Raw genomic sequence first — 25,756 nt, forward strand, 5'->3', positions numbered from 1 at the left:
GCCGTACCCCGGCGACAACGACGGCAACCGCAATCCTCCCGGGATCGCTCGGCGTCGCGCTGTGCCTAAGATCCGCTGATGCGGATCGCGAGTGTGAACGCCTGGGGTGGCGCGATGTGTGACGAGCTGCTCGCGTGGCTGCCCGGCAGCAAGGCGGACGTGGTCTGCCTGCAGGAGGTGACGCGGACGCCGGGGTTGACCGGCTGGACCCGGTTCGCCGACGGCGAGCGGGTTCTGCCGCAGCGTGCGGACCTGCTCGCGGACGTCCGTGGCGCGCTGCCCCGCCATCAGGCGGTCTTCGTGGCCGCTGACTCCGGTCCGGTGTCGGACGGTGACGGCGCCCGCCATCGTCAGGATTTCGGCCTGGCCACCCTGGTCGCCGAGAATCTGCCGGTCGCCGGTGTGGAGTCGGCCTTCGTGCACGGCGAGTTCGCCGACCACGACGAGTGGACGGTCACCGACCGGCCCCGGGTCGCGCTGGCGGTGCGCACGGTGGACCGGGCCGCCGGCCGTGCGGTCTGGGTCGTGCAGGTTCACGGGCTGCGGGATCCGCGGGGCAAGGGTGACACGCCGGCCCGGCGGGAGCAGGCGGAGCGGCTCGCCGCTCTGGTCGGCCGGATCCGTGGTCCCCGCGACCTGGTGGTGTTGTGCGGTGACTTCAATCTGCTGCCGGACAGCGAGACGTTCGGGGTGCTGGCCGGGGCCGGGCTGACCGACCTGGTCGGCGCCGCCGACACCCGGACCTCTCGTTACCCCAAGCCGGTACGCCACGCGAGCTACCTGCTGGTCTCCGACGTCGCCGCCGTCAGCGGGTTCGAGATCCTGGCCGTGCCGGAGGTCTCCGACCACCGTGCCTTGATCCTGGACGTCTGAGCGCCGGGGTCAACCGGTCGCGAGGGCCGGGCGGAGCCGGAAGGTGCTCGAGGTCCGGAAGCCCGCGGTGTCCTGGAAATATCCGATGCCGAGCCCGTTGCCGTCCCACCGCAGGTAGAAGTCGGGATAGTTGAACGAGCGCAGCATCACCGTGCCGGCGCCGGCGCCGGGCTGCGGGCAGTACGTGGCGTCCTGCCGGAAGATCGGGGTCGCGGCGGCCTCGTGGGTGTACGCCTTCAGTTCGTAGTGCCGCAGGTACCGCCCGTCCAGGGTGCGAAACGACACGCAGGCCGGATCGGAGAGCCCGGCGACCGCGACGAAGGTGGCCCGGCGGCGGCCGGCGCCGGTGACTCCGGCGACCGTGGCGGCGTCGCTTGTCGCGCTGGTGGTGAGGTACCCGCCGCCGGTCCATTCCAGGGATAGGCGGCCCAGCGGGACGGTGGGGGTGGCCGGGGCGGCGGTCACGGCGGGCGCGGCCGGCCCGGATCCCATGGTGCCGACGACCGGCACGGCGATGGCGGCCGCGACGGTCAGGCTCGCCACGGCGGCGGCGATCGGGTGTGCGGCGATCGCGGCGGTGACACCGGTGGCGGCGGCTGTCCCGGCGACCCCGGCGGCGGTCTTGACGAGGGTCGCCTCGAGCAGTCCGGCGGGTACGGCGAGCGCGGGCAGGCTGTTCAGGAGCCGTTCGGCCGGCACCCGTGCTCCGGCTGCCGCGGCGCAGGCGGGGCAGGACCGGACGTGCCGGGCGATGCGTTTGCGCCACAGCGGGCTGGGCCGTCCGTCCCAACCGGTGATCGTCTCGGCGAGCCGGGGGCAGGTGGGGTGGGCGGCGAGGGCGGCCACGATGCCGCGGGCGGCGTCGAGTTCGGCGCGCATCCGCTGGACCCGCACCGCTGCGTGGGCGATGCTGAGGCCGGCCGCGTCGGCGAGTTCGGCGCGGCTGATCAGTCCGCCGACCTCCTGCCACCACAGCGCGAGCACGGTCCGGTCGCCGGCGTCGAGCCAGCGGGTGGCTTCGGCGACCTCCCGGCGCTGCCCGGTCAGGTGTGCCCGCAGCGCGGTCACCCCTTCGATGTCGGCGTCCGGGTCGGGCCGGCCGGTGGCCTCGTCGAGGGAGGCGGTTCGGTCGCGGGCCGCCTGCTGTTGGTGGGTGCCGACCTGCCGGACGGCGATGGCGGCGAGCCAGGGGCGGAAACTTCCGGGGGTACGGAGGGAGCGCAGATCCCGGACGGCACGCAGCATCGTGTTCTGCACGACGTCGTCGACGTCGGCCGGGTCGTCGAGCGCGCCGGCGGCGATGTTGTAGACCAGCGGGAGATGTTCGGCGACGAGCCGGTCGAGGGACTGCCGGTCACCCCGCTGGGCCGCGGCGACCAGGTCGGCCGTCGTCGTCTCGGTCACTGTCATCGCCCGGCCCGTCCTCGATCGTTTCGCGCTGCCGGGCAGGATACCGCCCGGCGGTCCCGCGAGAAAGTTCTCGGAAAGTTGTTATGCGGTCGCCCTCGCAATGGTCGAGCATTCGGTTCCAAAGAAGTTGTTATCGTGAACATGTATTACTGGTCGCCTTTATCAAACGCATCCTGAGCTGGGAAAACGAGCCAGTTGAAACGTGCTCGTAATTGTGGCAACATCGCCAATTGTATTGCCGTGCGCATCCCCCTAACTGTTCTCGCGCACGGAATTCCCCAGTTGGAAAGGCTCCACCATGCCCCGTTTCCCCCTACGGCTGCGCAAGCTGTTGCCGGTGTTGCTGACCGGCACGGTCGGCGCCGGCGCCGCGATCTTCTTCGCCGGCACCTCCGACGCCGCCGCCACCCTCGGCGCGTCGGCTGAGGCCAAGGGCCGCTATTTCGGCGCCGCCATCGCCGCCTCGAAACTCGGCGACAGCACCTATACCCGGATCCTGAAGTCCGAGTTCACCTCCGTCACCGCGGAGAACGAGATGAAGTGGGACGCCACCGAGCCGTCCCGCGGCGTGTTCAACTACACCGGCGGCGACCGGATCCTCGCCCAGGCGCAGGCCAACGGCCAGAAGGTCCGCGGCCACGCGCTGGCCTGGCACTCGCAGATGCCCGGCTGGGCGCAGTCGCTGTCCGGCAGCACCCTGCGGTCGGCCATGCTCAACCACGTCACCCAGGTCGCCACCCACTACAAGGGCAAGATCCACTCGTGGGACGTGGTGAACGAGGCGTTCGCCGACGACGGCCGCGGCTCACGCCGCGACTCCAGCCTGCAGCGCACCGGCAACGACTGGATCGAGGCGGCGTTCCGGTCCGCGCGGGCCGCCGACCCGGCCGCGAAGCTCTGCTACAACGACTACAACACCGACGGCGTGAACGCGAAGAGCACCGCCGTCTACAACATGGTCCGGGACTTCAAGGCCCGCGGCGTGCCGATCGACTGCGTGGGCTTCCAGTCGCACCTGACCAACTCGGCGCCCGGTGACTACCAGGCCAACCTGCAGCGCTTCGCCGACCTCGGCGTCGACGTGCAGATCACCGAGCTGGACATCTCCGGCAGCGGCCAGGCCGCCGCGTACGCCGCCGTCACCAAGGCCTGCCTGGCCGTCGCCCGCTGCACCGGCATCACCGTGTGGGGCATCCGCGACAGCGACTCGTGGCGGACCGGCACGAACCCGCTGCTGTTCGACGCCGGCGGCAACAAGAAGGCCGCCTACACGTCGGTCCTGAACGCGCTCAACGCCGGCGGCAGCACCCCGGGCGGCGGCTGCACCGCGACGGCGACCGCCGGCACCGTCTGGGGCGACCGGTACAACACCTCGGTCACCGTCACCGGGGCCTCCACCTGGACGGTCGTGGTCGCCCTCACCGCGCCGCAGAAGGTGAGCACCGTCTGGAGCGGCGCCGCCAGTTGGGACACCAGCGGCAACGTGATGACCGTCAAGAGCAACGGATCCGGCAACACGTTCGGCTTCACCACCACCTTCAACGGCAACACCTCCGCGCGGCCGCAGGTCCGGTCCTGCACCGCCGGCTGAACCCTTCCCCCGTACATCCCCGAGCTCCTGGAGAACCGCTCATGACACCCACCCGGACGCGCCGCAGAACGTGGCGCACCGCCCTCGCGGCGATGGTCCTGCTCACCGGCGGCGCAGCCGTCGCGGTGACCGCCACCGCGGCCTCCGCCGCGACGATCGACACCAACGCCTCGTACGTGCTGGTCAACCGCACCAGCGGCAAGGCCCTCGACGTCTACAACCTGTCCACCAGTGACGGCGCGCGGATCACCCAGTGGACCCGCAACGACCAGGCGCAGCAGCAGTGGCAGTTCGTCGACTCCGGCGGCGGCTTCTACCGGCTCAAGTCGAAGCACTCCGGCAAGGTCCTCGACGTGTACAACCTGTCGACCGCCGACGGCGGCGCGATCGTGCAGTGGACCGACAACAACACCACCAACCAGCAGTTCAGCGTCCAGGACGTCGACGGCTACATCCAGCTGATCAACCGCAACAGCGGCAAGGCCGTCGAGGTGCAGGGCGCGTCCACCGCCGACGGGGCGAACATCGTGCAGTACAGCGACTGGAACGGCGCCAACCAGCAGTGGCAGCTGGTCAAGGTCGGCGGCAGCACCCCGACCACCTCGCCGACCTCCGGTGGCTCCTGCACCCTGCCGTCCAGCTACCGCTGGTCGTCGACGGGTGTGCTGGCGAACCCGAAGGCCGGCTGGGTGGCGCTCAAGGACTTCACCCACGCGCCGTACAACGGCAAGCAGCTCGTCTACGCCACCACGCACGACAACGGCACCTCGTGGGGCTCGATGAACTTCGGCACCTTCACCAACTGGTCCGAGATGGGCTCGGCCAGCCAGAACGGGATGAACTTCTCGGCCGTCGCGCCGTCGCTGTTCTACTTCGCGCCGAAGAACATCTGGGTGCTCGCCTACCAGTGGGGCGGTCCGGCGTTCTCCTACCGCACCTCCAGCGACCCCACCAACCCCAACGGCTGGTCGGCGCCGCAGACCCTGTTCACCGGCAGCATCACCGGCTCCGGCACCGGGCCGATCGACCAGACGCTGATCGCCGACTCGCAGAACATGTACCTGTTCTTCGCCGGTGACAACGGCAAGATCTACCGGGCGAGCATGCCGATCGGGAACTTCCCCGGCAACTTCGGCTCCTCGTACACGACGATCATGAGCGACACCACCAACAACCTGTTCGAGGCCCCGCAGGTCTACAAGGTCAAGGGCCAGAACCAGTACCTGATGATCGTCGAGGCGATCGGTGCGAACGGCCGTTACTTCCGGTCGTTCACCGCCACCAGCCTGAACGGCTCGTGGACGCCGCAGGCCGCGACCGAGGGCAACCCGTTCGCCGGCAAGGCCAACAGCGGCGCCACCTGGACCAACGACATCAGCCACGGCGAGCTGATCCGGTCCAGCGCCGACCAGACCATGACGATCGACCCGTGCAACCTGCAGCTTCTCTACCAGGGTCGCTCGCCCAACTCGGGTGGCGACTACGGGCTGCTGCCGTACCGGCCGGGCGTCCTGACGCTGCAGCGCTGACCATCTGAAGGGATGAACCGGGGAGGGCGGCCGCCCTCCCCGGTTCGCATCCACGTATTTGCATGGGTCGAGTAGAACGGGCGCATGCGAAGAATGCTGATCGCCGTGGCGGCGGCGAGCGCGCTGCTCCTGGGAGTACCGGTACCCGCGTCGGCGGAGCCACCCGAGCCGGTGGCGAGCGTGCTGCCGCCCGGCTGGTCCTTCGACAAGGGCGCCTTGACCTGGACCAGCGAGCGGATCATCCCGCCCGGGGACGCCGCCGTCGAGTTCTGGGCCGGCGACCGGCTGCTCGGCCGGGCCCGCGGCGCCGCCGATCTGAAGACGTTCGTGCTATCGGGCGGGGCCACCGGCAAGCTGTCCGACCTGCAGGTGCGCATCGGCGGCCGGCGGGTGGACGCGGCCGCGCCGAAGGCCCCGAAACGAGCGGCTGCCGCACCGGCCACGGCCGCCGAACAGCCGGCCCACACGTTCGACCCCGGCGTGCCGGGGCCGTACACGACGACGACCGGTGAATACACGCTGCCCGGCATCAAGCTCTCCACCTATCCGCAGCCGGTCGAGATGCAGGCAGTCGTGGTCGGACCGGTGAACGCGCCCGGCAGACGGCCGCTCGCGCTGTTCCTGCACGGCCGCCACTGGACCTGCTGGGTCCCCGGTGAGGAGGGCTTCATCCTCGGCCAGTGGCCGTGCCCGTCCGGCGCCGAACCGGTGCCCAGCCACCGCGGCTACCTCCAGGCGCAGCAGCTGCTCGCCTCGCAGGGCTACCTCACCGTGTCGATCTCGGCGAACGGCATCAACGGCCAGGACGGCGCCGACACCGACGGCGGCGCGCAGGCCCGCTCGTCGCTGGTGCGCACCCACCTCGCCCGCTGGGCCGACTGGGCCGGCAGCGGCCGGGCCGGTGCGCCCGCCGTCGTCCGCGCGCTGCCCCGGGCCGACCTGTCCCAGGTGCTGCTGATGGGCCACTCGCGCGGCGGCGAAGGGGTGAACCGGGCCGCGATCGACAGTCTCGCCCCGCCCGCCCCCGACGACTACCGGGGCCCGGTGCGCTGGACGATCCGCGGGCAGGTGCTGGTCGGGCCCACCATCTTCGGCCACAACCCGCAACCGGACGTGCCGTCGGTGACCATCCTGCCCGGCTGCGACGGGGACGTCGCCGACCTGCAAGGGCAGATGTTCGTCGACGCGACGCGCGGGGTGAGCTCCGGACGGGCGCTGCACAGCGCGCTGTACATGATCGGGGCGAACCACAACTACTTCAACACCGAGTGGACCCCCGGGCAGGCGGCCGGGCCGGCCTTCGACGACGTGTGGGCCGAGGACGACCCGCTGTGTACGGCCGGGGTCGCCCCGGCCCGGCTGACCGCGGAGCAGCAGCAGACGGCGGGCGCGACCTACATCGCGGCGGCGGCGTCGCTGTTCGTCGCCCGTGACGAGCGGGCCCGGCCGTTGCTGGACGGCTCCGGGGTACGGGCGCCGTCGGCCGGCCCGGCGCGGGTACTGGCGCACGCCATCGGGGCGAACCGCAGCGCCGCGATCGTTCCGGACGCGTCGCTCGGCGTCCGGGGTGCCCGGCTCTGCCCGCAGGTGAGCGGCGACCCGGACGACGCCGCCTGCCTGATGGACCCCGAGATCGCCGTCGAGTCGCCGCATTTCGTGCCGTTCTGGCAACCCGAGCCGGGCCGGTACGCGGTGGCGCTGACCGGCGGCACGACCGGAACCCTGAAACCGGCCCGGGCGATGCCGGTCGCCGGATCGCATCAGCTGGCGCTGCGGCTGATCGTGCCGCCGAACGCGCCCGCCACGCCGTTCACCGTCGCCGTCACCGACGACCGGGGTCGGCGGTCCACGCTCGGCACGGCCACCGTCACCGGGCTGCCCGGCAGCGACTCCACCCGCTCGTACTGGGCTCAGGAGGTCCGGCTGCCACTGCCGCGCGACGTCCGTGCGGTGACCGCTCTGGAGATCACCCCGCAGGGCGGCGGGCCGGCCTGGCTGATCGACGCGTGGGGCTGGCGGCCCGGCACCCCCGATCCGCGGCCGGCCCCGCTCGACCGGATCGACGTGGGACAGCTCGACGTCGGGGAGACCGACTCGGGGACCACCACGTACACGGTGCCGGTCCAGGTGCGCGGCAAGCTGCCCGCCCAGGTGCGGCTGTTCCTGACCGATCCGCGCACCTACCGGACGACGAGCTGGGTGACCGACATCAGGCCGGGCACCACGCGGATCCCGGTGCCGGTGTCGGTGCTCGGCAACACCACCTACAGCGGCGACCTGCGGTACACGGTGTCGGCGAAGGCGCTGCGCAACGCCGTGGTCGGCGACCACGACGGCGGCGTCCTCGTCCGCGACGACGAGCCGGCGCCGGAGATCACCATCACCCCGGCCGCGACCGCCGCCGAAGGATCACCGCTGACCTGGACGGTGAACCTGTCCGGGGCCGCCGACGCGTACCTGTACCTGGTGCTGCTGCCCGAGAAACCGGCGACCGGTACCGAGCTCTCCTCGACCGACGTGGACCCCGCATGGTTCACCTCGGTCAGCGGCGAGGACCCGCAACCGTCCCGGCCGCTGTCCAGCACCTTCCTGCAGCCGTTCATCGAGATCGAGCCGGGCACGACCACGTTCACCGTGACCACGCCGACCGTCACCGACACCGAGGCCGAGGGCCCGGAACACCTCCGGTTCCTGCCGATGGTGTTCCTGCCCGGCGTCCAGGAGCCGGTCGCCCTGTCACCGATCACCGGCACCCTGACCGACTGACCCGGAAACGGCCCGGTCCGGCGTCTTCTCGCCGGGCCGGGCCTTCGCCGAAATTGTGACCACCGCAACGAAACCGTGGTGGGCGGAAGCTGGCGGGCCCGGGGAGACTTGTCGCCAGGTGTGACCCTGCCCCTTTCTCCCGGCGAACGGCTCCCGCTCGGGCGCCGTTTCCGGATCGTGCTCGTGCTCGGCTTCCTCACCGCCCTGGGGCCGCTCACCATCGACATGTACCTGCCGTCCCTGCCGACGATCACCGACGACCTGCAGACCACCGCCGCGTCCGTGCAGCTCACCCTGACCGGCACGCTCGTCGGCCTGGCGTTCGGGCAGTTGCTGGTCGGCCCGCTGTCCGACGCGTTCGGGCGCCGGTTCCCGCTGCTGGCCGGCATCGCCGTGCACGTGCTCGCCTCGGTCTTCTGCGTGATCGCGCCGAACGTGGCGGTGCTCGGCACGCTGCGGGTGCTGCAGGGCCTCGGCGCCGCCGCCGCGACCGTCGTCGCCACCGCCATGGTGCGCGACCTGTTCACCGGCCTGGCCGCGGCCCGGCTGTTCTCCCGGCTGATGCTCGTCGTCGGCGTCGCCCCGATCCTCGCCCCGACCATCGGCGGCCTGGTGCTGAACTGGACGTCCTGGCGCGGCGTGTTCGTCGTCCTGACCGTCATCGGCGTCACCATCATGGCGGTGTCGGCGATCGTGCTGCCGGAGACCCTGCCACCCGCCCAGCGCCGCGGCGGCGGCGTCCTCGGCACCGCCCGCGACTACGGCAGGCTGCTCACCGACCGGGTCTACGTCGGCCTGATCCTGGTCGCCGGCCTGGCGATGGCCGCGCTGTTCGCCTACGTGAGCGGCTCGTCGTACGTCTTCCAGGACGGGTACGGCATGAGCGAGCAGGAGTTCGCCCTGGTCTTCGCCGGCGGCGCCATCGGCCTGATCGCCGCCACCCAGTTCAACGTGCGCCTGCTGCGCCGCTGGACCCCGCAGCAGATCATGAGCGGCGCCCTGGTGGCCGGCACCGTCTTCGGCCTGATCCTGCTGATCCTGGCCGGCACCGGCACCGGCGGCCTGCCCGGCATCCTGATCCCGCTGTGGCTGGTCCTCGCGATGGTCGGCTTCGCCATGCCGAACGCGCCCGCCCTGGCCCTGTCCCGCCACGGCGAGGCCGCCGGAACCGCCGCGGCCCTGCTCGGCGCCGTCCAGTTCGGCGTCGGCGCCCTGGCCGCGCCGCTCGTCGGGGTGCTCGGCGTCGGCGCGGTCGCGATGGCGGTGGTGGTGTTCGGCGGCATGCTGGCCGCCACCCTGGTCTGTTACCTGATCGTGCGGCCGGGCCGCCTCCCCGCCGAACGCTCCGAGCCGGCCGTCGCCGTCGCCGTGCACTGAGCCAGCACCACCGCACGCGGGCCGGTCGAATCCTCGACCGGCCCGCTTCCGTTCACACCCAGCCCTTGGTGTTGCAGGGCGGGCCGCAGAAGAACCGCCGTCCCCCGGGCAGGGCGATCTCCCCGGACCCGTCGCACTGCGGGCAGGTCCGGGCGCCCGGCGGGCGCCGGGGCATCAGGTGACGCAGCTCCGGATGACGGCGGGCCGCCTGGGCGTGAGCGGTCTCGCGCTCGTCGCCGGTGGCGGCGGACAGCGCCGCGTCCGGCAGGCCCCGATCGACGAACACCTCGCCGGACGGGGCCAGCAGGAGTGACTCCCACAGCTGGGCGAAGACGGTGAGCAGACCCCACTGCCGGGCCCGGGCACCCCACGGATGCTCCGACGCGGCCTGCTCGGCGACCAGTCGAGCGAACGAGTCCGGCGCTGTCATGGCGGCCACGATAGGAGAACCGGTCCAGTCAGCCGGGCCGCCCCGCGCCCGCGGATGCGGCGACGGACGATTCGAGAACGACCAGCCCTGCGCATCTCCACGGAGACGGGGAAGACCCACGTCCGCGGCATCCCGGCTCCCGTCGTGCCGCCTTCCTCGTGGGCCTTCCGCAGGAACTCGTACTGCTCCTGGCTGAGCAGCATGATCTCGTCGAGATCGTCCGGCACGTCGTCGTCAGGCACGGTCCGTCAGTCCCGCCCGGTCGTGGACGTCGTAGGTGAGCTGGACCATGCCGTTGGCGAAGCGGCGTTCCCGGGTGAGCGTCAGGGCCAGCCGCAGCCCGTCGGGGAGCACCCGGGTTCTGCCGCCGACGACGGTCGGGCAGAGCAACAACTCGACCACGTCGACGAGGCCCAGCCGGAGCGCGCTGTGCGCGAGCGTCGTCGGGCCTTCGATGGTCAGGCCGCCCGCGGATTCGGTGTGACAGCCGTCCAGGGAGGACGCCACCGAACAGATGACTCGAGCCATTTGTCGAGGCTGACGGCCGTGCCGTGGGCTAGACAGTGGGGATGGTCATGCGGCGACATCTGATGGCGACGGCGCTCGGGGCGGGACTGGTCACCGTGACCGGCATGCCCGCTGAAGCGGCCTCGGCGACCCGGTTCGGTGTGATCGCGTCGACGCAGGGACCGCCCAGCGACGACGCCGACACGTTCCGGCGGCTCTATGCGGAGCAGCGCGAGCTGTACGGGGGCGGCCCCATCGGCATCCGGCTGTTCGCCGGTGGGCGGCTGCCGCTTCCCGGTGAGCGGAACATGGTGGGCACGCTGCTCACCTGGGCGGCCGAGCGGCATCCCGAGGAGACGATCACCATCTCGCACAAGACCCGCGACGACGGCCGGTTGCGGGCGCTGCTGGACTGGGCGGGGGAGCACCGCGTCCGGCTGTCGGTGATCTACTTCCACGAGGTGCAGGACGACTGGGGCCGGCGGCGGGATCCGCGTGCCGCCCCGGACGTCTACCTCGGCACCTACCGCGCCTACCGCCGGATCGTCGACGCGCACCCCGCCCGTACGCGGACGTCTCTCGAGAAGAATCTGATGTGGTACTGGCAGCACTACCACGCCGGGAAGCGGGGCGCCGACTGGAGCGAGTTCGTCGAGCGTGACGACCCGGCGGATGTCGTCTCCTGGGACACCTACGTGTTCCCCGGCATGCCGCCGGACCAGGGGCGGTACGCGACACCCGACGAGTTCTTCCGCTATCCGCATGCGGTGTGGCGCACGACCGGCCGGCCGTGGGCGGTCGGCGAGATCGGCACGACGGTACGGGGTGACGCCGCCCGGTTCGTCGGCTGGGTCCGCACGATCACCGCGGCGGCGGCCGATCCCGGCAGGATCAGTCCCGACTACGCGGGCATGCCACCGGCCCGGTTCATGAAATGGTGGGCGGGCCCGGACGCGGCGGGCAACGAGCAGGGCCTGCAGCAGGTGCCGGCCGCGGTGGACGTCTACCGCCGCCTGGTGGCCGCGGGGTGACGCTCATTGCGGCCTGACCGCCCGTGATCCGGTCAGGCCGGCCACGAGCAGCAGGAACGCCGCCATCTCCAGGACGGTCGTCAGCGCCGGCACCGGCTGGGGCATCGCCATCGTGGGCATGATGAGATCCCAGCCGAACAGGCCGGGGTCGTTGCTCGCGGCGTACGGCAACGGTGTCGCCGCGACTCCCGCGTCGATGGTCGGCAGCGCGACGACGGCCAGCAGGGACGCTCCGGCGGCGGCGAGCCGGTGCCCGCGCCCGGCCAGGGCCGCCGCGAGCGTGACGGCGGCCAGGCCGAGGACGACAGCGGGCAGCACCGCCAGGCTCACCGCGATCACCGCGTCGGCTTGCGGGGCCAGGAGCCCGACACCGATCACCCGTACCACCGCGTAGCCGGTGATCAGCACCGCCGCGGTCGCCGCGACGGCGGTGACCACAGGCGACGGCCGTCGCCCGCGAGCCCGGACGGTCAGCAGCAGCACCACCGCGACGAGCGGCGCCCACCACGCGGCCAGCGCGGACCCGAACCCGGATGTCGTGTCGATCCCGTCCGCCGGCGTGCGCACCTGCCAGTCGTAGTCCGCATCGCCGGGCGTGCCGGAAAGTGTCCGGACCGCGTCCACGAGCAGCACCGCCAGGGCGGCCGGCAGCGCCCACCGGGGTGCGGGCAGCCCACTCACCACCGCGTACAGGATCAGCGACGCCAGACTCAGCAGCTCCGCGAAACGCCAGACCGGCGCCGCGAGGAGCACCCCGACGGCATGTGTCACGGCGAACAGCGCGGCCGCCACGAGAACGATCCGCTGGGAACGCATGATCGGGCGGGCTCTCAACGGATGACGGCCTGGGCGGCCTCGGCGGTCGCCTGGTACAGCGCGACGGCGGCGCCGTCGGCGTGCGTCACCACCCACAGGTGACCGGCGTAGGTCGTCTGGTCGTAGCTCTGGCCGGGTGTCAGATCCATGTACCGGACGCGTTGCTTCTGGTAGTCGAGCCACAGAACGGTGACCGGCTCGGCGGAGACGTTGACGAACCGGATCGAGGTCACGTCCCCGTACGTCACCTCGCGGTCCTCTGTCTCGGCGCTCGGGGGCAGCGCGGTGAGCTCCGGCAACGCGGCGGCCGGCGGCGGCGCGGCGGTCGCGGTGGCGGTCGCGGCCGCGGTCGCGGTCGTGTCCTGCGGCACGACAGCCGGCACGGACGGCGGCGGGGTTTCCTCCCGCGTCCGGAGCTGGGCGGAGATCGCCACCAGGCCGCCGAGCAGGGTGACCCCGAGAACGACTGCCGCGACGACGAGACCCGATCGGCTCCGGGTGCCGCGCGGCGGCACGGGTGGCTGGGGAACCTGTCCCGGGACCACGTGCGGCCGGTAGGCGGTGTCCGTCTCCGGCAGGGCTGGCTCGGCGGCGGTCTCCGGCGGGTGCGCCGGCGGCTGGTACGCCTCGGGGATCTCGGGCAGCTTCTCGCTCACGCCACCGACGGTAGTATCCCCGGACCCGTGCGGGGGAGCGCCCGGCGCCGGATCGGCGACCATTCGGTGATGTGAATGGCGGCCGGCTTCTGCGATCATGCTCGGGTGCATGTCACCCGCCGTATCGTCCTGGCCGCCGGCGCCGCCACGCTCGCCGGCTGCGCCAACCCGACCCAGCCGTCCGCGACGGGGCAACCGCGGGCCTCCGCCGTGCCCGCCACCAAAGCCGACCTTCCGGGGGCGAAGGCCGCCGTGCGGAGAGGGAAGGCGACCGCCGCGTACACCGAGGCCGTCACCGGCATCCTGCACAGCAACCTGAAACCCACCCCGCAGAACCCCGCGCATCCGGGCTATGCCGGGGCGGTCGCGCTGGCCATGGTGGACGGCAGGATCACCATGCACACCGCGGTCGGGCACGCCCTGCGCTACGCCGCCGGTCCCCGGGAGCTGCCGGCCGCCGAGCGGGTCGCCATGCGGCCCGACTCGATCTTCGACCTGGCCTCGCTGACCAAGGTCTACACCGCGATCCTGGCGCTGCGCCTGGTCGACCAGGGCAAGGTCGACCTGGCCGCGCCGGTGCGGCGGTACCTGCCGGAGTTCACCGGCGCCGGCAAGGACCGGGTGACGGTGGCGATGCTGCTGACGCACACCGGGGCGCTGCCGGTCGGTGTGAAGGTGACCGGCCTGCCCGACGCCGCCGCCCGCCGCCGGGCGGTGCTCACCGCCCCGCTGGTGCCCGGAGGCGTGCCGGGCGACGCGTTCCGCTACTCCAGCACGGGGCTGATGGTCCTCGGGCAGCTGGTCGAGAAGCTGACCGGGAAGTCCCTGGACCGGGCGCTGGCCGACGAGGTGCTCACCCCGCTCGGCCTGCGCGACACCGGGTTCCTGCCGCTGACGTGGCTGACCGCGGCGGCCCGCGCGCAGCGGCTGGTCGCCACCGACGCCCGCAGCTCGCGGGGCCTGCTGCGGGGTGTCGTCCACGACGACGTGTGCAACGTGCTCGGCGGGGTCGCCGGTCACGCGGGTGTCTTCGCCACCGCGCGGGACGTGGCGGTCATCGGGCAGATGCTGCTCGACGAGGGGATCCACAACGGCCGGCGGATCCTGTCGGCGGACATCGTGCGGCGGATGCTGGTCAACGCCAACCAGGGCAAGCGGGCGTACGACGCCGACCGCCCCGGCCGCCCCTCCGACCACGGGCTCGGGGTGACGCTCAACCAGCCGTGGTTCATGGGCCGGCTGGCCGGGCCGGCCACGTTCGGGCACACCGGGTTCACCGGCACGTCGCTGGTCGTCGAGCCGCGCCGCCGGCTGGTCCTGGTGCTGCTCACCAACCGGGCACACCCGAACTGGAGCTGGGCGAACCCGGATCCGGTGCGCGCCGCCGTCGCGAACGCCCTCGCCGCGCACCTCTGACCGCTGTCACTCGGCCCGGACGTGGTCGATGTCGACGGCGCCCGGGTTGATGTAGATCCACAGGACGCGGACGTCGGCCAGCGCCGTGCTGTCGCAGGACATCGCGGACAGCAGGTCGATGGTCGCCGTGGTGGTGGTGTCCTGGTCGACCCAGGTGAAGTCGGACTGGCGCCAGGCGAGCCCGTCGCCGGTCTGCACGGCGATCGCCGCGTTGGTGCCGGCCACCGGGCCGGTCCGCAGGTCGTAGGTCAGGGCGGTACGGGTGGACAGGTCGACCGGCTCGGCGAAGGTCACCCCGAACCAGCCGCCGTCGGCCGCGTTCACCCGCAGCCCGTGGGCGCCGTGGGTGGCGAAGGCGGTGGTCTGCTCGACGGTGCCGCCGTTGGCCTGCCAGGACGCGGACGCCCAGCCCTCGGTGCCGGTCTCGAACGAGGCGAGCACCGCGATGCTCGCCGGCCGGATCCTCGTGCGGTAAGCGATGTCGTTCGCCGCCGGTCGCAGGGTGATCGGCGTGCCGGATGCGGTGACCGCGGTGTCGTGGTCGGCGACCGGCGGCAGCGACCGTTGCCCGGACGCGATCTCCCTGGTGGCGTTGCTGACGGTCGTGCACACCGGACTCGGGCAGTAGACGGTGAATCCGTCGTAGTCGGGGGAGAGCGTGCCGTCGTCCTGCGACCCGGAGAGGATCCAATACAGAAAACCGTTCCCTCCGGTAGGGGTGAACTCGTCCAGCCATCGTTGATAGACCGGATTCCGGGTGTTCTTGTCCTTCCACCCGAACTCACCGAGCATCACCGCCTTGCCGAGCCGCGCGGCCTCCCGGTTGTGCCGGGCGATGTATTCGGCGCCCCATTGCGGGGTGCGGTCGCCCCAGCCGTCCGGGTACAGGTGGTACGACATCACGTCGATGGCGGGCAGTTTCGTCAGCGCGATGGTGTCGACGCCCTCGCCGCAGTCGTCGATCCAGTCCGGCGCGTCCGGCCCGTCACAGAAGAAGCCCTCGTCGCCGACGCTGACCAGGTGCCGCTCGTCGATCGACTTGATGTGCCGGGACATCTCGTCGGCCCACGCGGTGATGGTCGCGGTGGTGCAGGACGGACTCTGCGGATAGACGCCCGAGCCCTTGCAGCGCGGTTCGTCGCCGAGTTCCCACGTCATGATGGTGGGATCGTCCCTGTACCGCACCCCGGTGATCGTGTTGACGCGGTTGAGGACGTGGTCGAGGTAATCCCGGTACCAGCCCTTGATGACGGGATCGGTGTAGAAGTCGTCGTGGTGGGAGCCGCCGCGCCAGCGTACGTATTGATCGATGCCGCCGAAGTCGGACCAGTTGTTGGTCAGCGGCAGCACCAGTTTCAGGCCGTGCCGTCGCGCCGAGTCGATGACGTGGTCGAGGCGTTCCAGACCGTTCGGCCCGTCGTTGAAAGCCGGTCTCGTGCCGTCCCAATATTGGAAGTAGACCCCGTCCGGGGCCGGCGCCACCGAATCGCTGCCGTCCGCATAGAAAGTTGAGGAGTTTAAGTTAATGCGCCCGCGGCCCAGCGGATGCCGTTCGCCACATGGGTGCGAAACCGGCCGTCGGACCAGGCCGCCGCGCTGTGACCCAGCGCGGTGTACCAACTGCGGCCCGCGCCGACCGAGCGGCACCAGGCTTGCGGATGCGGATCCGGCATGGCGTACCCGGCCGGGCGGTAGGTGCTCTCGTCGACGTCGAGCAGCAGCGTCGAGCCGGGGCGGACGTCGGAGAAGGCGTACCACTCGTCGGCGAACACCCAGGACGACGGCAGGTGCGCGGTCGACGGGTGGCCGTCGTCGACGCGTACCGTCGCCTTCTGCACGCCCTCTGGATGGCCGGCGAACCGGGCGCCGAGCAGGTCCGCGTACCAGTCCCAGGACGACTCCGTGGCGGCCGCCGAGTGCACCCCTGTGAAACCGCCGCCGCCCTCGACGAACGACCGCAGCGCGTCACGGCCCCGCGCGTCGAGAACGTCACCGGTGGTGGAGACGAACGCCACGACGTCGTACCGGCCGCAGGCCGCGACATCGGCCGGATCCTCCGACACGGTCACCCGCGGCAGTTCACCGCCATCGAGCGCGGCGACCGCATCCGGGATCGAGTCGTGCCGGTAACCGGTGGTGCGGGTGAAGACGAGCACGCGAGGTGGCATCGGATTCCTTCCGTGGCAGCGAGGCTCATCCATCATCCAATGACTCTCGGCGGCCTCCGCAGGCAGCTGGATGTAATCACTTGAAGGCTTCTCGGTCCTTACGGCAGGATGGCGGGCATGAGACTGGGCGGGCTGATTCCCGCTACCGGGCCGCAGCGTCTGCTCGCCGCGGCGAATCTGGTGTTCACCCTCGGCAGCGGGCTCTATCTGACCGCCGGTGTCCTCTACTTCACCGAGGCGGTCCGGCTGCCCGCCGGCCAGGTGGGGATCGGGCTCGGCATCGCCGGCACGTTCGCCCTGGCCCAGGGCATCGCGGCCGGGCACCTCGCCGACCGGATCGGAGCGCGCGGTGTCTACGTCGTCACCCTGCTCGTCCAGGCCGTGGCCACCGCGGCGTTCGTGGCGGTCGACTCGTTCTGGCCGTTCGTGGCGGCGGTCAGCGTGGCGACGGCGGCGAAGACCGCGGGCATGGCGGCCCGCAGCCCGCTGATCCGGCGGCACGGCGGCGACCGTCCCCAGCAGTTCCGGGCCTACCTGCGGGCGGTCACCAACGCGGGCGTCTCGGTCGGCGCGGCGTTCGCCGGATGGGCCGTCCAGGTCGGCACCACCTCCGCCTACCAGGCGATGGTCGCCGGCATCGCGGTGACGACCGCGGCGTCGGCGGTGTTCGTGCTGTTCCTGCCGCCCGGGTGGCCGTCCCCGGCGGTGACCGGTCCGCGCCGGCCCGCACTGCGGGACCGGCGCTACCTGCTGATCACCGCCATCGACGGGGTGATGGCGCTGCAGTTCAAGGTGCTCACCGTGGCGATCCCGCTGTGGGTGGTCAGCGCGACCACGGCCCCACACTGGTCCATCTCCGCGACGATGATCACCGCGACCGTCATCGTCGTGCTGTTCCAGGTGCGGGCCAGCCGCGGCATCGACTCGCCGGCCGCCGGGGCGGCCGCCTACCGCCGGGCCGGTGCCGCGTTCCTCGTCTCCTGCGCGCTGATCCCACTGAGCGGATCACTGCCCGGCTGGGCCGCCGCCCTGGTGCTGATCGGCGCGGCGGTGGTGCACACGGTCGGCGAGATGTGGCACGCGGCCGGCGGTTTCGAGGTGTCGTTCGCGCTGGCCCCGGCCGAGGCCACCGGTCAGTACCTGGGCGTCTTCGGCCTGGGCGCGGGACTCGCCGAAGCCGCCGGGCCCGGTCTGCTGATCGCCCTCTGCATCACCTGGGGCTTCCCCGGCTGGTACGTGCTGGGCGCCCTGTTCGCACTCACCGGCCTGTTGATGCCCGCTGCCGTCCGGCCCCACCGGCAGGCCGTGCACCCGGCCGGGACCTGAGACCTCACCCGGCCGGCTGATTGTCGGTGCTGCCTCAGCTGCGCTGGGACAGCACTGACAATCAGCCGGCCAATTCGTCTCCATCCTGTCGATCTTGGGAGGTTGCGCCCGCCGGGCCGCCACAAGCTCCCAAGATCCCGGCCGAGCGGGCGAGAGGAAACCTCGTCCGCCTGCCGGCGGCACGGTGTGCGCCTTCACGTCGTCGGGCAGCACGTAGTCGCGGCCGTTGAGCCAGGCGTCGGCCTTCGACACCGCGTCTCGCCGATGACCGTCTCCTATGCCTACTCCCAGCCGGACCGGGTCTCGGTCGAGGCCGCGGCGAAAGTACGTGAGGCCGCCGAGCGCCTCGGCTACCCCGGCCCGCATCCGGGCGCCCGCTCCCTGCGCCACGGACGGGCCGGCTCACTCGGTGTGGTGCTCGGCGAACGGCTCAGCTACGCCTTCGACGATCCGCAGGCCGCTCGTTTCCTCGCCGGGGTCTCCGACGTCTGCGCGGCCGAGGGGATGGGGCTCACCCTCGTACCGATCAATGGCTCGCCGACCGACGTGCAACGCGTCGCCCAAGCCGCCGTGGACGGCTTCGCCGTCGGCTTCCGGGACGCCTGGACCGGCGCGGGGCATCCGGCCGCCGGGCTGCGGCTGGCGGTGTGCCCGACCATCCACATCACCGAGGGTGAACGCTTCAGCCTCGAACTGCCGCGCGGCGACGACCCGCCGGACGCGATCGCCGCGATGAGCGACGAGCTGGCGCTCGGTGCCCTGCGTGCCGCCGGCGCCCTCGGGCTGCGTGTGCCCGCGGACCTGGTCGTCACCGGCTGGGACGACAGTGACACCGCCGCGCCGGCCGGCCTGACCACCGTGGCGCAGTCGCTGCGCGACCAGGGCGCCCACTGCGCCCGGGTGGCCCTCGGCCGGGCCACCGTCACCTCGTCGCGGCACGAGTGGCAGATCGTCCCGCGGACGATCCCAGCTGATCCGGTGCGGGCACGGCGCTTGATCGATCGTCTCCAGGGAAAGGGCACAGGGACGGCAACGACGAAATCACCAATCGTGTGAAAAGCGGCTAAACGGGGTAATGACCGCAATCAGTCGTGATGGCATCAACTGGGGGAGGAGCACGGTGACGCACACTCCGACTCATGTGCGGCAGCCGCTGGCCGAAGCGCTCGTGGCGCTTGCCGAGACGCCGGACGACGTACCCGGGATCGCCGACGACCTGCAGAAAGTCGCCCGCCTGGCAGCCGACCGGATCGCCGCCGTCGACTACGCGGCGATCGTCCGGCGGCCCGACGACGGTTCCTGCGTCGTCGCGGCGAGCGGCGACCTGGTGCAGGGCGTCGACAGCGTGACCCGGGCCGCTCAGGACAGCATGGGACCGCCGGACGCCTGCCAGTCCGGCGCGGGCACGATGAGCTGGCCGAATTTCCGCGACACGGCCACCGAACTGGGGCTGGGCGCGACGTCGGTGCCACTGTTCACCGGCAGCGGCACCGCGGTCGCCAGCCTCGACCTGTACGGGCGTGACCCCGACCGGCTGGCGCCGCTGGCCGCCGGCATCGGCGCCGCCTACGACCCGGACCTGCCGTGGCCCGAGGAGTGCGACGACACCCGCATGTGCGATGCCGGCTGCGCGGAGCTGATCGCCGGGTTCACCGAGGCGCTGTCGGTGCGCCAGAGCATCCAGCTCGCGGTGGTGCTGCTCGGCGCGAGCGAGCAGACCGATCCCGCAGAGGCGTACCTGAAACTGCGGGTACGCGCCGCCGCCGAGGGCCTGTCCCTGCTGGCCGCCGCCTCCGCCGTCATCGCGCCCACCCTGGCCGGCCCGGCGACCGGCCCGGACTGAAGGCACGTCGCGCTCACCCTGGCGGGCCCGGACGCCGGCCCGGACTGAAGGCGCGCCGCGCCCGGCTCGGCCGCCGGTGAGCCGGCGTCACATCCGGGCCAGCCGGTCCACCAGCAGCTCCACCCGGGGGTCGGTGTCCCCGGGTGGAAGCCGTCCCGCCCGGGTGAGGGTGGCCAGCCCGTGCAGGGCCGCCCAGAACACCTCGGTGAACAGTCCCGGAGGAACACCTTCCCCGGCGACGTCGCGCAGGGTCTCCAGCAGGGCCGCAAAGGCGTCCTTGAGCGGTTGTGGCGTGTCCTCGTCCGCGAAGGCCAGTCCACCGTCGAGCTCGAACATCGCGTCGTAGACCGCCGGATGGCGGGCGGCATAGTCCAAGTAGGCGTGGGCCAGGGCGGCGACCCGGGCGCGGGGCGTGTCCGGCCCGGCGGTCGCGGCCCGCAGCTCCGCCGCCATCTCGGCGGCGCCGTCGAGGGCGACCGCGCCGATGATCTCCCGCTTGCCGCGGAAGTGGCTGTAGAGGACGGGCTGGCTGTACTCGATCCGCTCGGCGAGCCGGCGGGTGGTGACCGCGTCCCAGCCCTGGTGCTCGGCGAGTTCGCGGGCGGTCGCCACGATGAGGCGCTCCCGCTCGGCCCGTTCGCGGCGCCTGCGTTCCTGTACCGACATTCCCGAACCTTAGCACTGCTAGACAATCGAGCAGCAGTAGGTCTAGCGTTGCCTCACTACCTAGCGACGCTAGATTCAAGGAGATCCGCCATGCTCGACGCGCTCCAGGTGTTCACCGTCGTGATCGTCGGGGTGATGGTGGGGGTGGAGTTCTCCGTCGCCTTCGTCCTCAACCCGATCCTCGACGCGCTTCCCCGCGACAGCGGCCAACTCGGCCGTGCCCACGGCGGCCGGATGCTCGGCGCTCTGATGCCGTTCTGGTACATCGGATCCCTCGTCCTCGTGGCGATCTGGGCCGTCGCCGGATGGCGCCACCACGGCAGCGGCCTCACCGTCATCGCCGGCGCACTGCTGCTGCTCAGCGTGATCATGTCGGTCCTGCTGCTCGTCCCGATCAACAACCGCAGCAAGACGTGGACCCCGGAGAACCGGCCCGCCGACTGGAAGCAGCAGGCGAACCGCTGGGACCGCCTGCACTACATCCGCGTCGCCGTCATCATCGGCGCCTTCGCCCTCCTGGCCGCCGCCTTGTAGATTGTGCGCCCGTGATCGACTCGAATGAATCGGCCCCTCCGCGGCGGGGCTGGCCGGTGCACCTGGCCGTCGCCGGGATCTCCGTCCTGGCCGGTTCGGCCCTGACCGTGGCGGTGCTGCTCCTCGCCGGCTGGCGACAAGTGCCGGTGCACCGGTACGAGGTGACCGTCGCGCTGGAGGTCAAGGCCACGACGGCGCAGCGCGACACCGTCCGCGGGACGCTCGCGAAGGCCCTGCCGGGAGAGGATGTACAGGTGGTGACCAGGGAGGAGCAGTTCGAGGAGTTCCGCCGGAAGTGGGAGGCGGACAACGGCGAACTGCCGGACTCGGTGACCCCCGCCTTGATGAACGAACGGTTGAAGATCTCGGTCAGCGCCCGCACCTTCGACTGCGACACTCTCGCCGGCGTCCACGCGGATGCCGCCGTGGACAGCCTGTCGGTGGATCGGGTGCACGGCGGCACCGGCCTCCGCTCAGCGATCGTGTGCCGCCGGTGAACGCCCTCCGGCCCGTACATCTCGTGGTGTCCGGTGTCTCCGCCCTGGCCGGGGTGGCCGTGACCTCGGCGGTGCTGCTGCTCGCCGGCTGGCGGCATCTGCCGGTCAACGACTACGAGGTTCGTGTGTTCCTCGACAAGAAGGTGACCGCCGAACAGACCGAGGCGATCCGGACGACCCTGGCCGGGCTCGCCGCCGACGGCCAGGTCCGGCTGCGCACTCCGGAGCAGAACTACGCCGACTACCTGCGATCGTGGGCGGACTCCGGCGAGACCCCACCCGAGCAGGTCACCGCGGACTCCTTCCCCGAGACGCTGGTGATCGACACGACCGGCCGCGACTTCGACTGCACGCCGTACGCCGAGGTGAAGGACGACGCCGGAGTCGACTCCGTCCGCATCGGCCAGTTCGACGAGGACGGCCGCCCGCGGACCGGAACCGAATGCTGAACCGCCGGGTGGGGTGACCGGAACCGGTCACCCCACCCGGCGTCAGCGGATCACTGCCCGGCCCGCCAGCTGGTCGGCGTGCCGGCCACCCCGGTCGAATGCCGCTGGGTGCCGGCCGCCGTCATCACCCAGATCTGCGGGTTCAGCGACTCCGTGCTCTCCAGGGGCGGCGGAGCGGGATCCTCCGGATGCGGCGGCGTCGGCGGCGCGGCCGGCCCGCTGGCGTACGCGATCCACCGCCCGTCCGGCGACCAGATCGGCGTCGACTCGAACACGTCCGGCGTGTTCGTCAGCCGCCGCTCCCACCCGGTGATCGCGTCCACCAGCCACAGGTCACCGGCGGCCTCCACGGCGAACGTCCGGCCGTTCGGGCTCCAGTCCAGGCCGCGCGCCTTCGCCAGATCGCTGACCTGCCGCGGGGCGGCGGGCTTGTCGGCCCGGTAGACGTGCACACCCGGCAGCGTGGCGGAGGCGATCCGGGCCCCGGTCGGCGACCACGCCGGCCACAGGTCGTTGAGATCGCTCGCTGTCACATTGCGCATACTGGGCGCCGTGTCGTCCGCGCGCACCGCGTAGATGTCCCCGCACGACTCGAACGCCACCCACTGCCCATCCGGCGACCAGCGCGGGATCCCCGGCCCGCACGGCGCACCGCCCAGCAGGCGGTCATCGGAGCCGTTCACCGCGGAGAAGGCCCGGACGTCGAAGCCTTCGACGTAGGTGATCTCGGTGCCGTCGGGGGAGTAGTCAGGACTCGCGTACCACGGGAGCTCGCGCCCGTATCCGGCATCCCCGGTGCCGTCGGGCAGGGTGCTGCGCAGCTCGCCCGTGCCGTGGCTGCGGTCCACCGCCAGGTACAGAATCCGGCCGCCCGGCCCCGCCGGAGCCGCCGCCGAGGCGGGGCCGGCAGGCATCGCGGCCAGCAGTGTCGCGGCGATCGCCCCCGCGGCGAGCATGTTCCGGTATCGAAGCATCAATTGCTCCTTTCACCGCTCGTCGGTGTCATGCCCGACTCTTGCAGAGCCGTTCAACCCGCTGTCCGAACCGGACCGCCCGGATCATCCTGCAAAGAGGCGGCGTTAGCCGAGAGGTTGCTGACCCCCGGTCATCCGAGACCCTGCGCTGCTGCGGGCAGGGACACCTCGACGGTGAGGCCGTCGTGGCCGGTGGAGGAGGCGGTGATCAGGCCGTCGTGGGCCTGGGTGATGGACCGGGCGATGGACAGTCCGAGCCCGGCCCCGCCGCTGTGGTCGATGCGAGTGGCCGCGCGCCGCCGGAACGGCTCGAACAAGGCGGTCACCTCCTCCGGTGGCACGTCCTCGCCGGTGTTCACCACGACCAGGGCCGGATCGTCGCCGACCCGCACGTCGACGGTGCCGCCCGGCCGGTTGTACTTGATCGCGTTCTGCACCAGGTTGGTGATCAGTCGATCGAGGAGCACCTTCTCGCCGAGCACGACGCGCGGCTGGAGGCTGCTGGTGATCTTCACGTCGGCGTCGGCGGCCCGGGACCGGTGGGCGGCCAGCACGTCGGCGGTGATCTCGTCGAGGCGCAGCGGGGCGCGGGTCATCAGGCCGCGGTCGCTCTCGCTGAGCACCAGCAGGCCTTCGATCAGCCGTTCGTTGCGTTCGTTGGTGGCCAGCAGCTGGGCGGTGAGCAGGTCGAGCTGGTCGGCGGTGAGATCGTCGGACATGCTCACCTCGATGAGGGTCCGCTGGACGGCGAGCGGGGTGCGCAGTTCGTGGGAGGCGTCGGCGGCGAACCGGCGCTGCGCCTCGTACCCGACGGCGATCCGGTCCATCATCTCGTCGACGGTGCGGCCGAGGACCGCCAGTTCGTCCGTGCCTGGCCCGGGACGCAGCCGGTGGCCGAGGTTCTGCGGCCCGACGTCGGCGATCACGGCGACCAGGTCGCGCAGGGGGCGCAGGCACCACCGTACCGCCGGGAAGCAGGCGGCCAGGATGACGGCGAGGACCAGCAGCAGCGTGCCGGCGTCGATGATGCTGGGATGCCGGAACACCATGTCGCACACGTACGGCGAGGTCTCGCTCGGCACTCCGCAGATCGGTGGCACGAATTCGTCCCAGAGGAGGACCAGCAGCGGCGCGGCGATGTCGGCCGCCTGGGAGGCGAGGATCACCAGCAGGCACAGCGCCAGCATCCGCCGGGCCGGGGAGCGGGTGCTCATCGGCCCAGCCGGTACCCGGCGCGGCGCACCGTGTGCAGCACGGGCGGGTCACCGAGTTTGCGGCGCAACGTCATCACCGTCATCCGGACCGTGTTGGTGAACGGGTCGGCGTGCTCGTCCCACGCCTGTTCGAGCAGTTCCTCGGCGCTGACCACGCGCCCGCCGGCCCGCATCAGCACATGCAGGACGGCGAACTCCTTCGACGACAGGGCCAGCAGCTCCCCGTCGCGGGAGGCGGTGTGCCGGGTGCTGTCCAGCACGATCCCGTCCTGTTCCAGCACCGGCGGCAGCGCGGGCGCGGAACGCCGGGACAGCGCCTGCACCCGGGCGGCCAGTTCGGCGAACGCGAACGGTTTGGTCAGGTAGTCGTCGGCGCCGAGTCCGAGGCCCTCGACCCGGTCGCGGATCCCGGCGGCCGCGGTCAGCAGCAGGATCTTGGTGTTGTCGCCGGAGCCGGTGAGCCACCGGCACAGCTTGTCACCGGTCCGCCCGGGCATGTCCCGGTCGAGGACGGCGACGTCGTACCGGTTCACGCCGAGGCGTTCCAGGGCGGTGTCGCCGTCGTACACCACGTCGACGGCCATGGACAGCTTGCGCAGCCCTTGCGCGACGGTGTCCGCCAGCAGCCGTTCGTCGTCCGCCACCAGCACCCGCATGCCTCGTCCTCCGGTTCTGCGCCCCGACCCCGGGACACGTTGTCACATCGAACATAAGCCGTTGATAAAGGCGTCGATGACGGTCGCCGGACCGACCCGCCGCGAACATGGGTGGCCCCTACCGCCGAACGCAGGGACGGTCACCCTTGTCAGGCACTCTCCGTACTCGTCTTCTGGTCGTCGCCGTGGCGGCCGCCGCCACCGTCCTCCCGGGCGCTCAGCCGGCCGTGGCGATCGCCAACGGTGAGAACGCGCGGCCCGGGGCGTACCCGTTCTCGGTCCGGCTCACCATGACCGGGCTGCCCGCCGACGGTGGCGGCAGCCGGGACAGCTCCTGCTCCGGCGCGCTGATCGCGCCGCGCTGGGTGATCACCGCCGGGCACTGCTTCCGGGACGCCTCGGGGCAGCGGGTGAGCCGCACCGTCGCCGGGCGGACCACCGCCGTCATCGGGCGGACCGAGATCAACAGCGTTGCGGGGTACGAGGCCGACGTCGTCGCCGTGCATCAGGCCGGCCACACCGACGTGGCTCTCGCCGAGCTCGCCGACCCGGTCCCCGGGATCACCCCGATCCGGTTGGCCACCACGCCGCCGGAGCCCGGTGAGGTGCTGCGGCTGACCGGGTTCGGCCTGGTCGACGGACCGAACGGGATCGGCCCGGCGGAACGGATGCAGACCGGCCGGTTCGTGGTCGGCGCCGTCGGCGACACCCTCCTGGAGGCGTCCGGGCACGCGCCGCGCCAGGACACCAGCCCGTGCCGGCACGACTCGGGAGGCCCGTACTTCCGGGAGTCCCGCGACCGTGAACCCGTCCTGGTGGCCCTGGTCAGCACCGGTCCCGGCTGCCCGCATCCGGGACCGGACATGAGCGCCCGCGTCGACAACCTCGCCGAGTGGATCACCGCGACCACGACCGAGCGGACCGGCCCGCCGTGGAGCCTGATCGGCACGGCGGCGCTGCTGATCGCGGCCGGCCTGCTCGGCGGTCTCACCATCGCGCGCCGCGCCCGCCGGTGACCGAGCCTTCC

General features: G+C 72.0%; 26 protein-coding genes. 14 read left to right on the plus strand and 12 right to left on the minus strand.

From position 1 onward, the window contains the following. The first annotated feature begins 78 nt into the window (after window positions 1-78). Entirely contained in the window at window positions 79-873 is a 795-nt protein-coding gene (locus tag Aut01nite_RS25835; RefSeq protein ID WP_043526622.1) for an endonuclease/exonuclease/phosphatase family protein, read from the plus strand. A gap of 9 nt (window positions 874-882) precedes the next feature. Here Aut01nite_RS25835 and Aut01nite_RS25840 read toward each other — a convergent pair whose 3' ends face one another. Next, a complete protein-coding gene (locus Aut01nite_RS25840) occupies window positions 883-2,283 on the minus strand; it encodes a sigma-70 family RNA polymerase sigma factor (protein WP_043526624.1) in 1,401 nt (466 codons plus the stop codon). 298 nt (window positions 2,284-2,581) lie between these two features. Here Aut01nite_RS25840 and Aut01nite_RS25845 point away from each other — a divergent pair, with 298 nt between their 5' ends. The 4 genes from Aut01nite_RS25845 (at window position 2,582) to Aut01nite_RS25860 (ending at window position 9,546) form a co-directional block, all read left to right on the plus strand. Further along, a complete protein-coding gene (locus Aut01nite_RS25845) occupies window positions 2,582-3,874 on the plus strand; it encodes a glycoside hydrolase family 10 protein (protein WP_043526625.1) in 1,293 nt (430 codons plus the stop codon). Between the two features lie 41 nt (window positions 3,875-3,915). Further along, window positions 3,916-5,403, plus strand: a complete 1,488-nt coding sequence (locus tag Aut01nite_RS25850) for a non-reducing end alpha-L-arabinofuranosidase family hydrolase (protein ID WP_043526627.1) — start codon at window positions 3,916-3,918, stop codon at window positions 5,401-5,403. Between the two features lie 84 nt (window positions 5,404-5,487). Further along, window positions 5,488-8,169 carry an alpha/beta hydrolase family protein gene (locus Aut01nite_RS25855; protein ID WP_204037682.1) on the plus strand — a complete coding sequence of 894 codons (2,682 nt, stop codon included), beginning with the start codon at window positions 5,488-5,490 and terminating at the stop codon, window positions 8,167-8,169. A 120-nt stretch (window positions 8,170-8,289) separates the two neighbouring features. Beyond that, window positions 8,290-9,546 (plus strand): multidrug effflux MFS transporter, encoded by a 1,257-nt coding sequence (locus Aut01nite_RS25860; RefSeq protein WP_052163896.1) that lies wholly within the window; start codon window positions 8,290-8,292, stop codon window positions 9,544-9,546. Window positions 9,547-9,598: 52 nt separating this feature from the next. On the opposite strand, the gene Aut01nite_RS25865 is transcribed toward Aut01nite_RS25860, so the two are convergent. The 3 genes from Aut01nite_RS25865 to Aut01nite_RS25875 are packed head-to-tail and all read right to left on the minus strand — an operon-like array spanning window position 9,599 to window position 10,504. Next, a complete protein-coding gene (locus Aut01nite_RS25865) occupies window positions 9,599-9,976 on the minus strand; it encodes a hypothetical protein (protein ID WP_152628782.1) in 378 nt (125 codons plus the stop codon). Further along, entirely contained in the window at window positions 9,973-10,218 is a 246-nt protein-coding gene (locus Aut01nite_RS25870) for a hypothetical protein (protein ID WP_043526630.1), read from the minus strand. Before Aut01nite_RS25870 ends, Aut01nite_RS25865 begins: the two co-directional genes overlap by 4 nt. Beyond that, window positions 10,211-10,504 carry a dihydrofolate reductase family protein gene (locus Aut01nite_RS25875; RefSeq protein WP_083999198.1) on the minus strand — a complete coding sequence of 98 codons (294 nt, stop codon included), beginning with the start codon at window positions 10,502-10,504 and terminating at the stop codon, window positions 10,211-10,213. The genes Aut01nite_RS25870 and Aut01nite_RS25875 overlap by 8 nt, the downstream gene beginning before the upstream one ends. A 47-nt stretch (window positions 10,505-10,551) precedes the next feature. On the opposite strand from Aut01nite_RS25875, the gene Aut01nite_RS25880 reads away from it, so the two are divergent. Then, window positions 10,552-11,514, plus strand: coding sequence for a hypothetical protein (locus Aut01nite_RS25880; RefSeq protein ID WP_152628783.1), 963 nt, complete (start codon window positions 10,552-10,554; stop codon window positions 11,512-11,514). Window positions 11,515-11,517: 3 nt separating this feature from the next. On the opposite strand, the gene Aut01nite_RS25885 is transcribed toward Aut01nite_RS25880, so the two are convergent. Beyond that, window positions 11,518-12,330, minus strand: coding sequence for a hypothetical protein (locus Aut01nite_RS25885; RefSeq protein ID WP_043526633.1), 813 nt, complete (start codon window positions 12,328-12,330; stop codon window positions 11,518-11,520). Between the two features lie 14 nt (window positions 12,331-12,344). Continuing rightward, window positions 12,345-12,986 carry a VHL beta domain-containing protein gene (locus tag Aut01nite_RS25890; protein ID WP_152628784.1) on the minus strand — a complete coding sequence of 214 codons (642 nt, stop codon included), beginning with the start codon at window positions 12,984-12,986 and terminating at the stop codon, window positions 12,345-12,347. Window positions 12,987-13,091: 105 nt separating this feature from the next. On the opposite strand from Aut01nite_RS25890, the gene Aut01nite_RS25895 reads away from it, so the two are divergent. Continuing rightward, the gene (locus tag Aut01nite_RS25895) at window positions 13,092-14,402 is read left to right on the plus strand and encodes a serine hydrolase domain-containing protein (RefSeq protein WP_236642771.1); all 1,311 of its coding nucleotides are present in this window, start codon (window positions 13,092-13,094) and stop codon (window positions 14,400-14,402) included. 6 nt (window positions 14,403-14,408) lie between these two features. Here Aut01nite_RS25895 and Aut01nite_RS25900 read toward each other — a convergent pair whose 3' ends face one another. Continuing rightward, window positions 14,409-15,884 carry a glycoside hydrolase 5 family protein gene (locus Aut01nite_RS25900; protein WP_052163899.1) on the minus strand — a complete coding sequence of 492 codons (1,476 nt, stop codon included), beginning with the start codon at window positions 15,882-15,884 and terminating at the stop codon, window positions 14,409-14,411. 35 nt (window positions 15,885-15,919) lie between these two features. Further along, entirely contained in the window at window positions 15,920-16,570 is a 651-nt protein-coding gene (locus Aut01nite_RS25905; protein WP_043526637.1) for a ThuA domain-containing protein, read from the minus strand. A gap of 117 nt (window positions 16,571-16,687) precedes the next feature. Here Aut01nite_RS25905 and Aut01nite_RS25910 point away from each other — a divergent pair, with 117 nt between their 5' ends. The 3 genes from Aut01nite_RS25910 to Aut01nite_RS25920 all read left to right on the plus strand — a co-directional run bounded on the left by Aut01nite_RS25910 (window position 16,688) and on the right by Aut01nite_RS25920 (window position 19,739). Beyond that, entirely contained in the window at window positions 16,688-17,896 is a 1,209-nt protein-coding gene (locus Aut01nite_RS25910; RefSeq protein WP_052163900.1) for an MFS transporter, read from the plus strand. Between the two features lie 264 nt (window positions 17,897-18,160). Continuing rightward, on the plus strand, window positions 18,161-18,952 hold the full coding sequence (locus Aut01nite_RS25915) for a substrate-binding domain-containing protein (RefSeq protein ID WP_052163901.1): 792 nt from the start codon (window positions 18,161-18,163) through the stop codon (window positions 18,950-18,952). Between the two features lie 64 nt (window positions 18,953-19,016). Next, entirely contained in the window at window positions 19,017-19,739 is a 723-nt protein-coding gene (locus Aut01nite_RS25920; RefSeq protein ID WP_152628786.1) for a hypothetical protein, read from the plus strand. A gap of 87 nt (window positions 19,740-19,826) precedes the next feature. Here Aut01nite_RS25920 and Aut01nite_RS25925 read toward each other — a convergent pair whose 3' ends face one another. Next, on the minus strand, window positions 19,827-20,405 hold the full coding sequence (locus Aut01nite_RS25925; protein ID WP_043526640.1) for a TetR/AcrR family transcriptional regulator: 579 nt from the start codon (window positions 20,403-20,405) through the stop codon (window positions 19,827-19,829). A gap of 90 nt (window positions 20,406-20,495) precedes the next feature. On the opposite strand from Aut01nite_RS25925, the gene Aut01nite_RS25930 reads away from it, so the two are divergent. From Aut01nite_RS25930 to Aut01nite_RS25940, 3 genes are read left to right on the plus strand one after another with little or no spacing between them, the layout of a single operon-like run. Next, entirely contained in the window at window positions 20,496-20,939 is a 444-nt protein-coding gene (locus tag Aut01nite_RS25930; protein ID WP_043526641.1) for an anthrone oxygenase family protein, read from the plus strand. A gap of 11 nt (window positions 20,940-20,950) precedes the next feature. Beyond that, window positions 20,951-21,436 carry a permease-like cell division protein FtsX gene (locus Aut01nite_RS25935; RefSeq protein WP_204037685.1) on the plus strand — a complete coding sequence of 162 codons (486 nt, stop codon included), beginning with the start codon at window positions 20,951-20,953 and terminating at the stop codon, window positions 21,434-21,436. Beyond that, window positions 21,433-21,885: a permease-like cell division protein FtsX gene (locus Aut01nite_RS25940; RefSeq protein WP_152628787.1), complete on the plus strand. Its 453-nt coding sequence runs from the start codon at window positions 21,433-21,435 to the stop codon at window positions 21,883-21,885. The genes Aut01nite_RS25935 and Aut01nite_RS25940 overlap by 4 nt, the downstream gene beginning before the upstream one ends. Window positions 21,886-21,935: 50 nt before the next feature. Here Aut01nite_RS25940 and Aut01nite_RS25945 read toward each other — a convergent pair whose 3' ends face one another. The 3 genes from Aut01nite_RS25945 to Aut01nite_RS25955 all read right to left on the minus strand — a co-directional run bounded on the left by Aut01nite_RS25945 (window position 21,936) and on the right by Aut01nite_RS25955 (window position 24,729). Next, the gene (locus Aut01nite_RS25945) at window positions 21,936-22,859 is read right to left on the minus strand and encodes a TolB family protein (protein WP_083999204.1); all 924 of its coding nucleotides are present in this window, start codon (window positions 22,857-22,859) and stop codon (window positions 21,936-21,938) included. A gap of 131 nt (window positions 22,860-22,990) precedes the next feature. Beyond that, window positions 22,991-24,073 (minus strand): sensor histidine kinase, encoded by a 1,083-nt coding sequence (locus Aut01nite_RS25950; protein WP_043526648.1) that lies wholly within the window; start codon window positions 24,071-24,073, stop codon window positions 22,991-22,993. Continuing rightward, window positions 24,070-24,729 (minus strand): response regulator transcription factor, encoded by a 660-nt coding sequence (locus Aut01nite_RS25955; RefSeq protein ID WP_043526650.1) that lies wholly within the window; start codon window positions 24,727-24,729, stop codon window positions 24,070-24,072. Before Aut01nite_RS25955 ends, Aut01nite_RS25950 begins: the two co-directional genes overlap by 4 nt. 146 nt (window positions 24,730-24,875) lie before the next feature. On the opposite strand from Aut01nite_RS25955, the gene Aut01nite_RS25960 reads away from it, so the two are divergent. After that, window positions 24,876-25,745, plus strand: a complete 870-nt coding sequence (locus Aut01nite_RS25960) for a S1 family peptidase (RefSeq protein WP_043526652.1) — start codon at window positions 24,876-24,878, stop codon at window positions 25,743-25,745. Window positions 25,746-25,756 lie beyond the last annotated feature (11 nt).

This window comes from Actinoplanes utahensis, assembly GCF_016862455.1.
Classification (GTDB): Bacteria; Actinomycetota; Actinomycetes; order Mycobacteriales; family Micromonosporaceae; genus Actinoplanes; species Actinoplanes utahensis.

Excerpts from the sequence above, each read along its gene's own strand:
- Aut01nite_RS25850 (WP_043526627.1), top strand. The coding sequence starts at position 3,916 with ATGACACCCACCCGGACGCGCCGCAGAACGTGGCGCACCGCCCTCGCG.
- Aut01nite_RS25845 (WP_043526625.1), top strand. The coding sequence starts at position 2,582 with ATGCCCCGTTTCCCCCTACGGCTGCGCAAGCTGTTGCCGGTGTTGCTG.
- Aut01nite_RS25855 (WP_204037682.1), top strand. The coding sequence starts at position 5,488 with ATGCGAAGAATGCTGATCGCCGTGGCGGCGGCGAGCGCGCTGCTCCTG.
- Aut01nite_RS25880 (WP_152628783.1), top strand. The coding sequence starts at position 10,552 with ATGCGGCGACATCTGATGGCGACGGCGCTCGGGGCGGGACTGGTCACC.
- Aut01nite_RS25840 (WP_043526624.1), bottom strand. The coding sequence starts at position 2,283 with ATGACAGTGACCGAGACGACGACGGCCGACCTGGTCGCCGCGGCCCAG.
- Aut01nite_RS25875 (WP_083999198.1), bottom strand. The coding sequence starts at position 10,504 with ATGGCTCGAGTCATCTGTTCGGTGGCGTCCTCCCTGGACGGCTGTCAC.
- Aut01nite_RS25915 (WP_052163901.1), top strand. The coding sequence starts at position 18,161 with ATGACCGTCTCCTATGCCTACTCCCAGCCGGACCGGGTCTCGGTCGAG.
- Aut01nite_RS25905 (WP_043526637.1), bottom strand. The coding sequence starts at position 16,570 with ATGCCACCTCGCGTGCTCGTCTTCACCCGCACCACCGGTTACCGGCAC.
- Aut01nite_RS25910 (WP_052163900.1), top strand. The coding sequence starts at position 16,688 with ATGAGACTGGGCGGGCTGATTCCCGCTACCGGGCCGCAGCGTCTGCTC.
- Aut01nite_RS25865 (WP_152628782.1), bottom strand. The coding sequence starts at position 9,976 with ATGACAGCGCCGGACTCGTTCGCTCGACTGGTCGCCGAGCAGGCCGCG.
- Aut01nite_RS25835 (WP_043526622.1), top strand. The coding sequence starts at position 79 with ATGCGGATCGCGAGTGTGAACGCCTGGGGTGGCGCGATGTGTGACGAG.
- Aut01nite_RS25930 (WP_043526641.1), top strand. The coding sequence starts at position 20,496 with ATGCTCGACGCGCTCCAGGTGTTCACCGTCGTGATCGTCGGGGTGATG.
- Aut01nite_RS25955 (WP_043526650.1), bottom strand. The coding sequence starts at position 24,729 with ATGCGGGTGCTGGTGGCGGACGACGAACGGCTGCTGGCGGACACCGTC.
- Aut01nite_RS25945 (WP_083999204.1), bottom strand. The coding sequence starts at position 22,859 with ATGCTTCGATACCGGAACATGCTCGCCGCGGGGGCGATCGCCGCGACA.
- Aut01nite_RS25950 (WP_043526648.1), bottom strand. The coding sequence starts at position 24,073 with ATGAGCACCCGCTCCCCGGCCCGGCGGATGCTGGCGCTGTGCCTGCTG.
- Aut01nite_RS25885 (WP_043526633.1), bottom strand. The coding sequence starts at position 12,330 with ATGCGTTCCCAGCGGATCGTTCTCGTGGCGGCCGCGCTGTTCGCCGTG.
- Aut01nite_RS25925 (WP_043526640.1), bottom strand. The coding sequence starts at position 20,405 with ATGTCGGTACAGGAACGCAGGCGCCGCGAACGGGCCGAGCGGGAGCGC.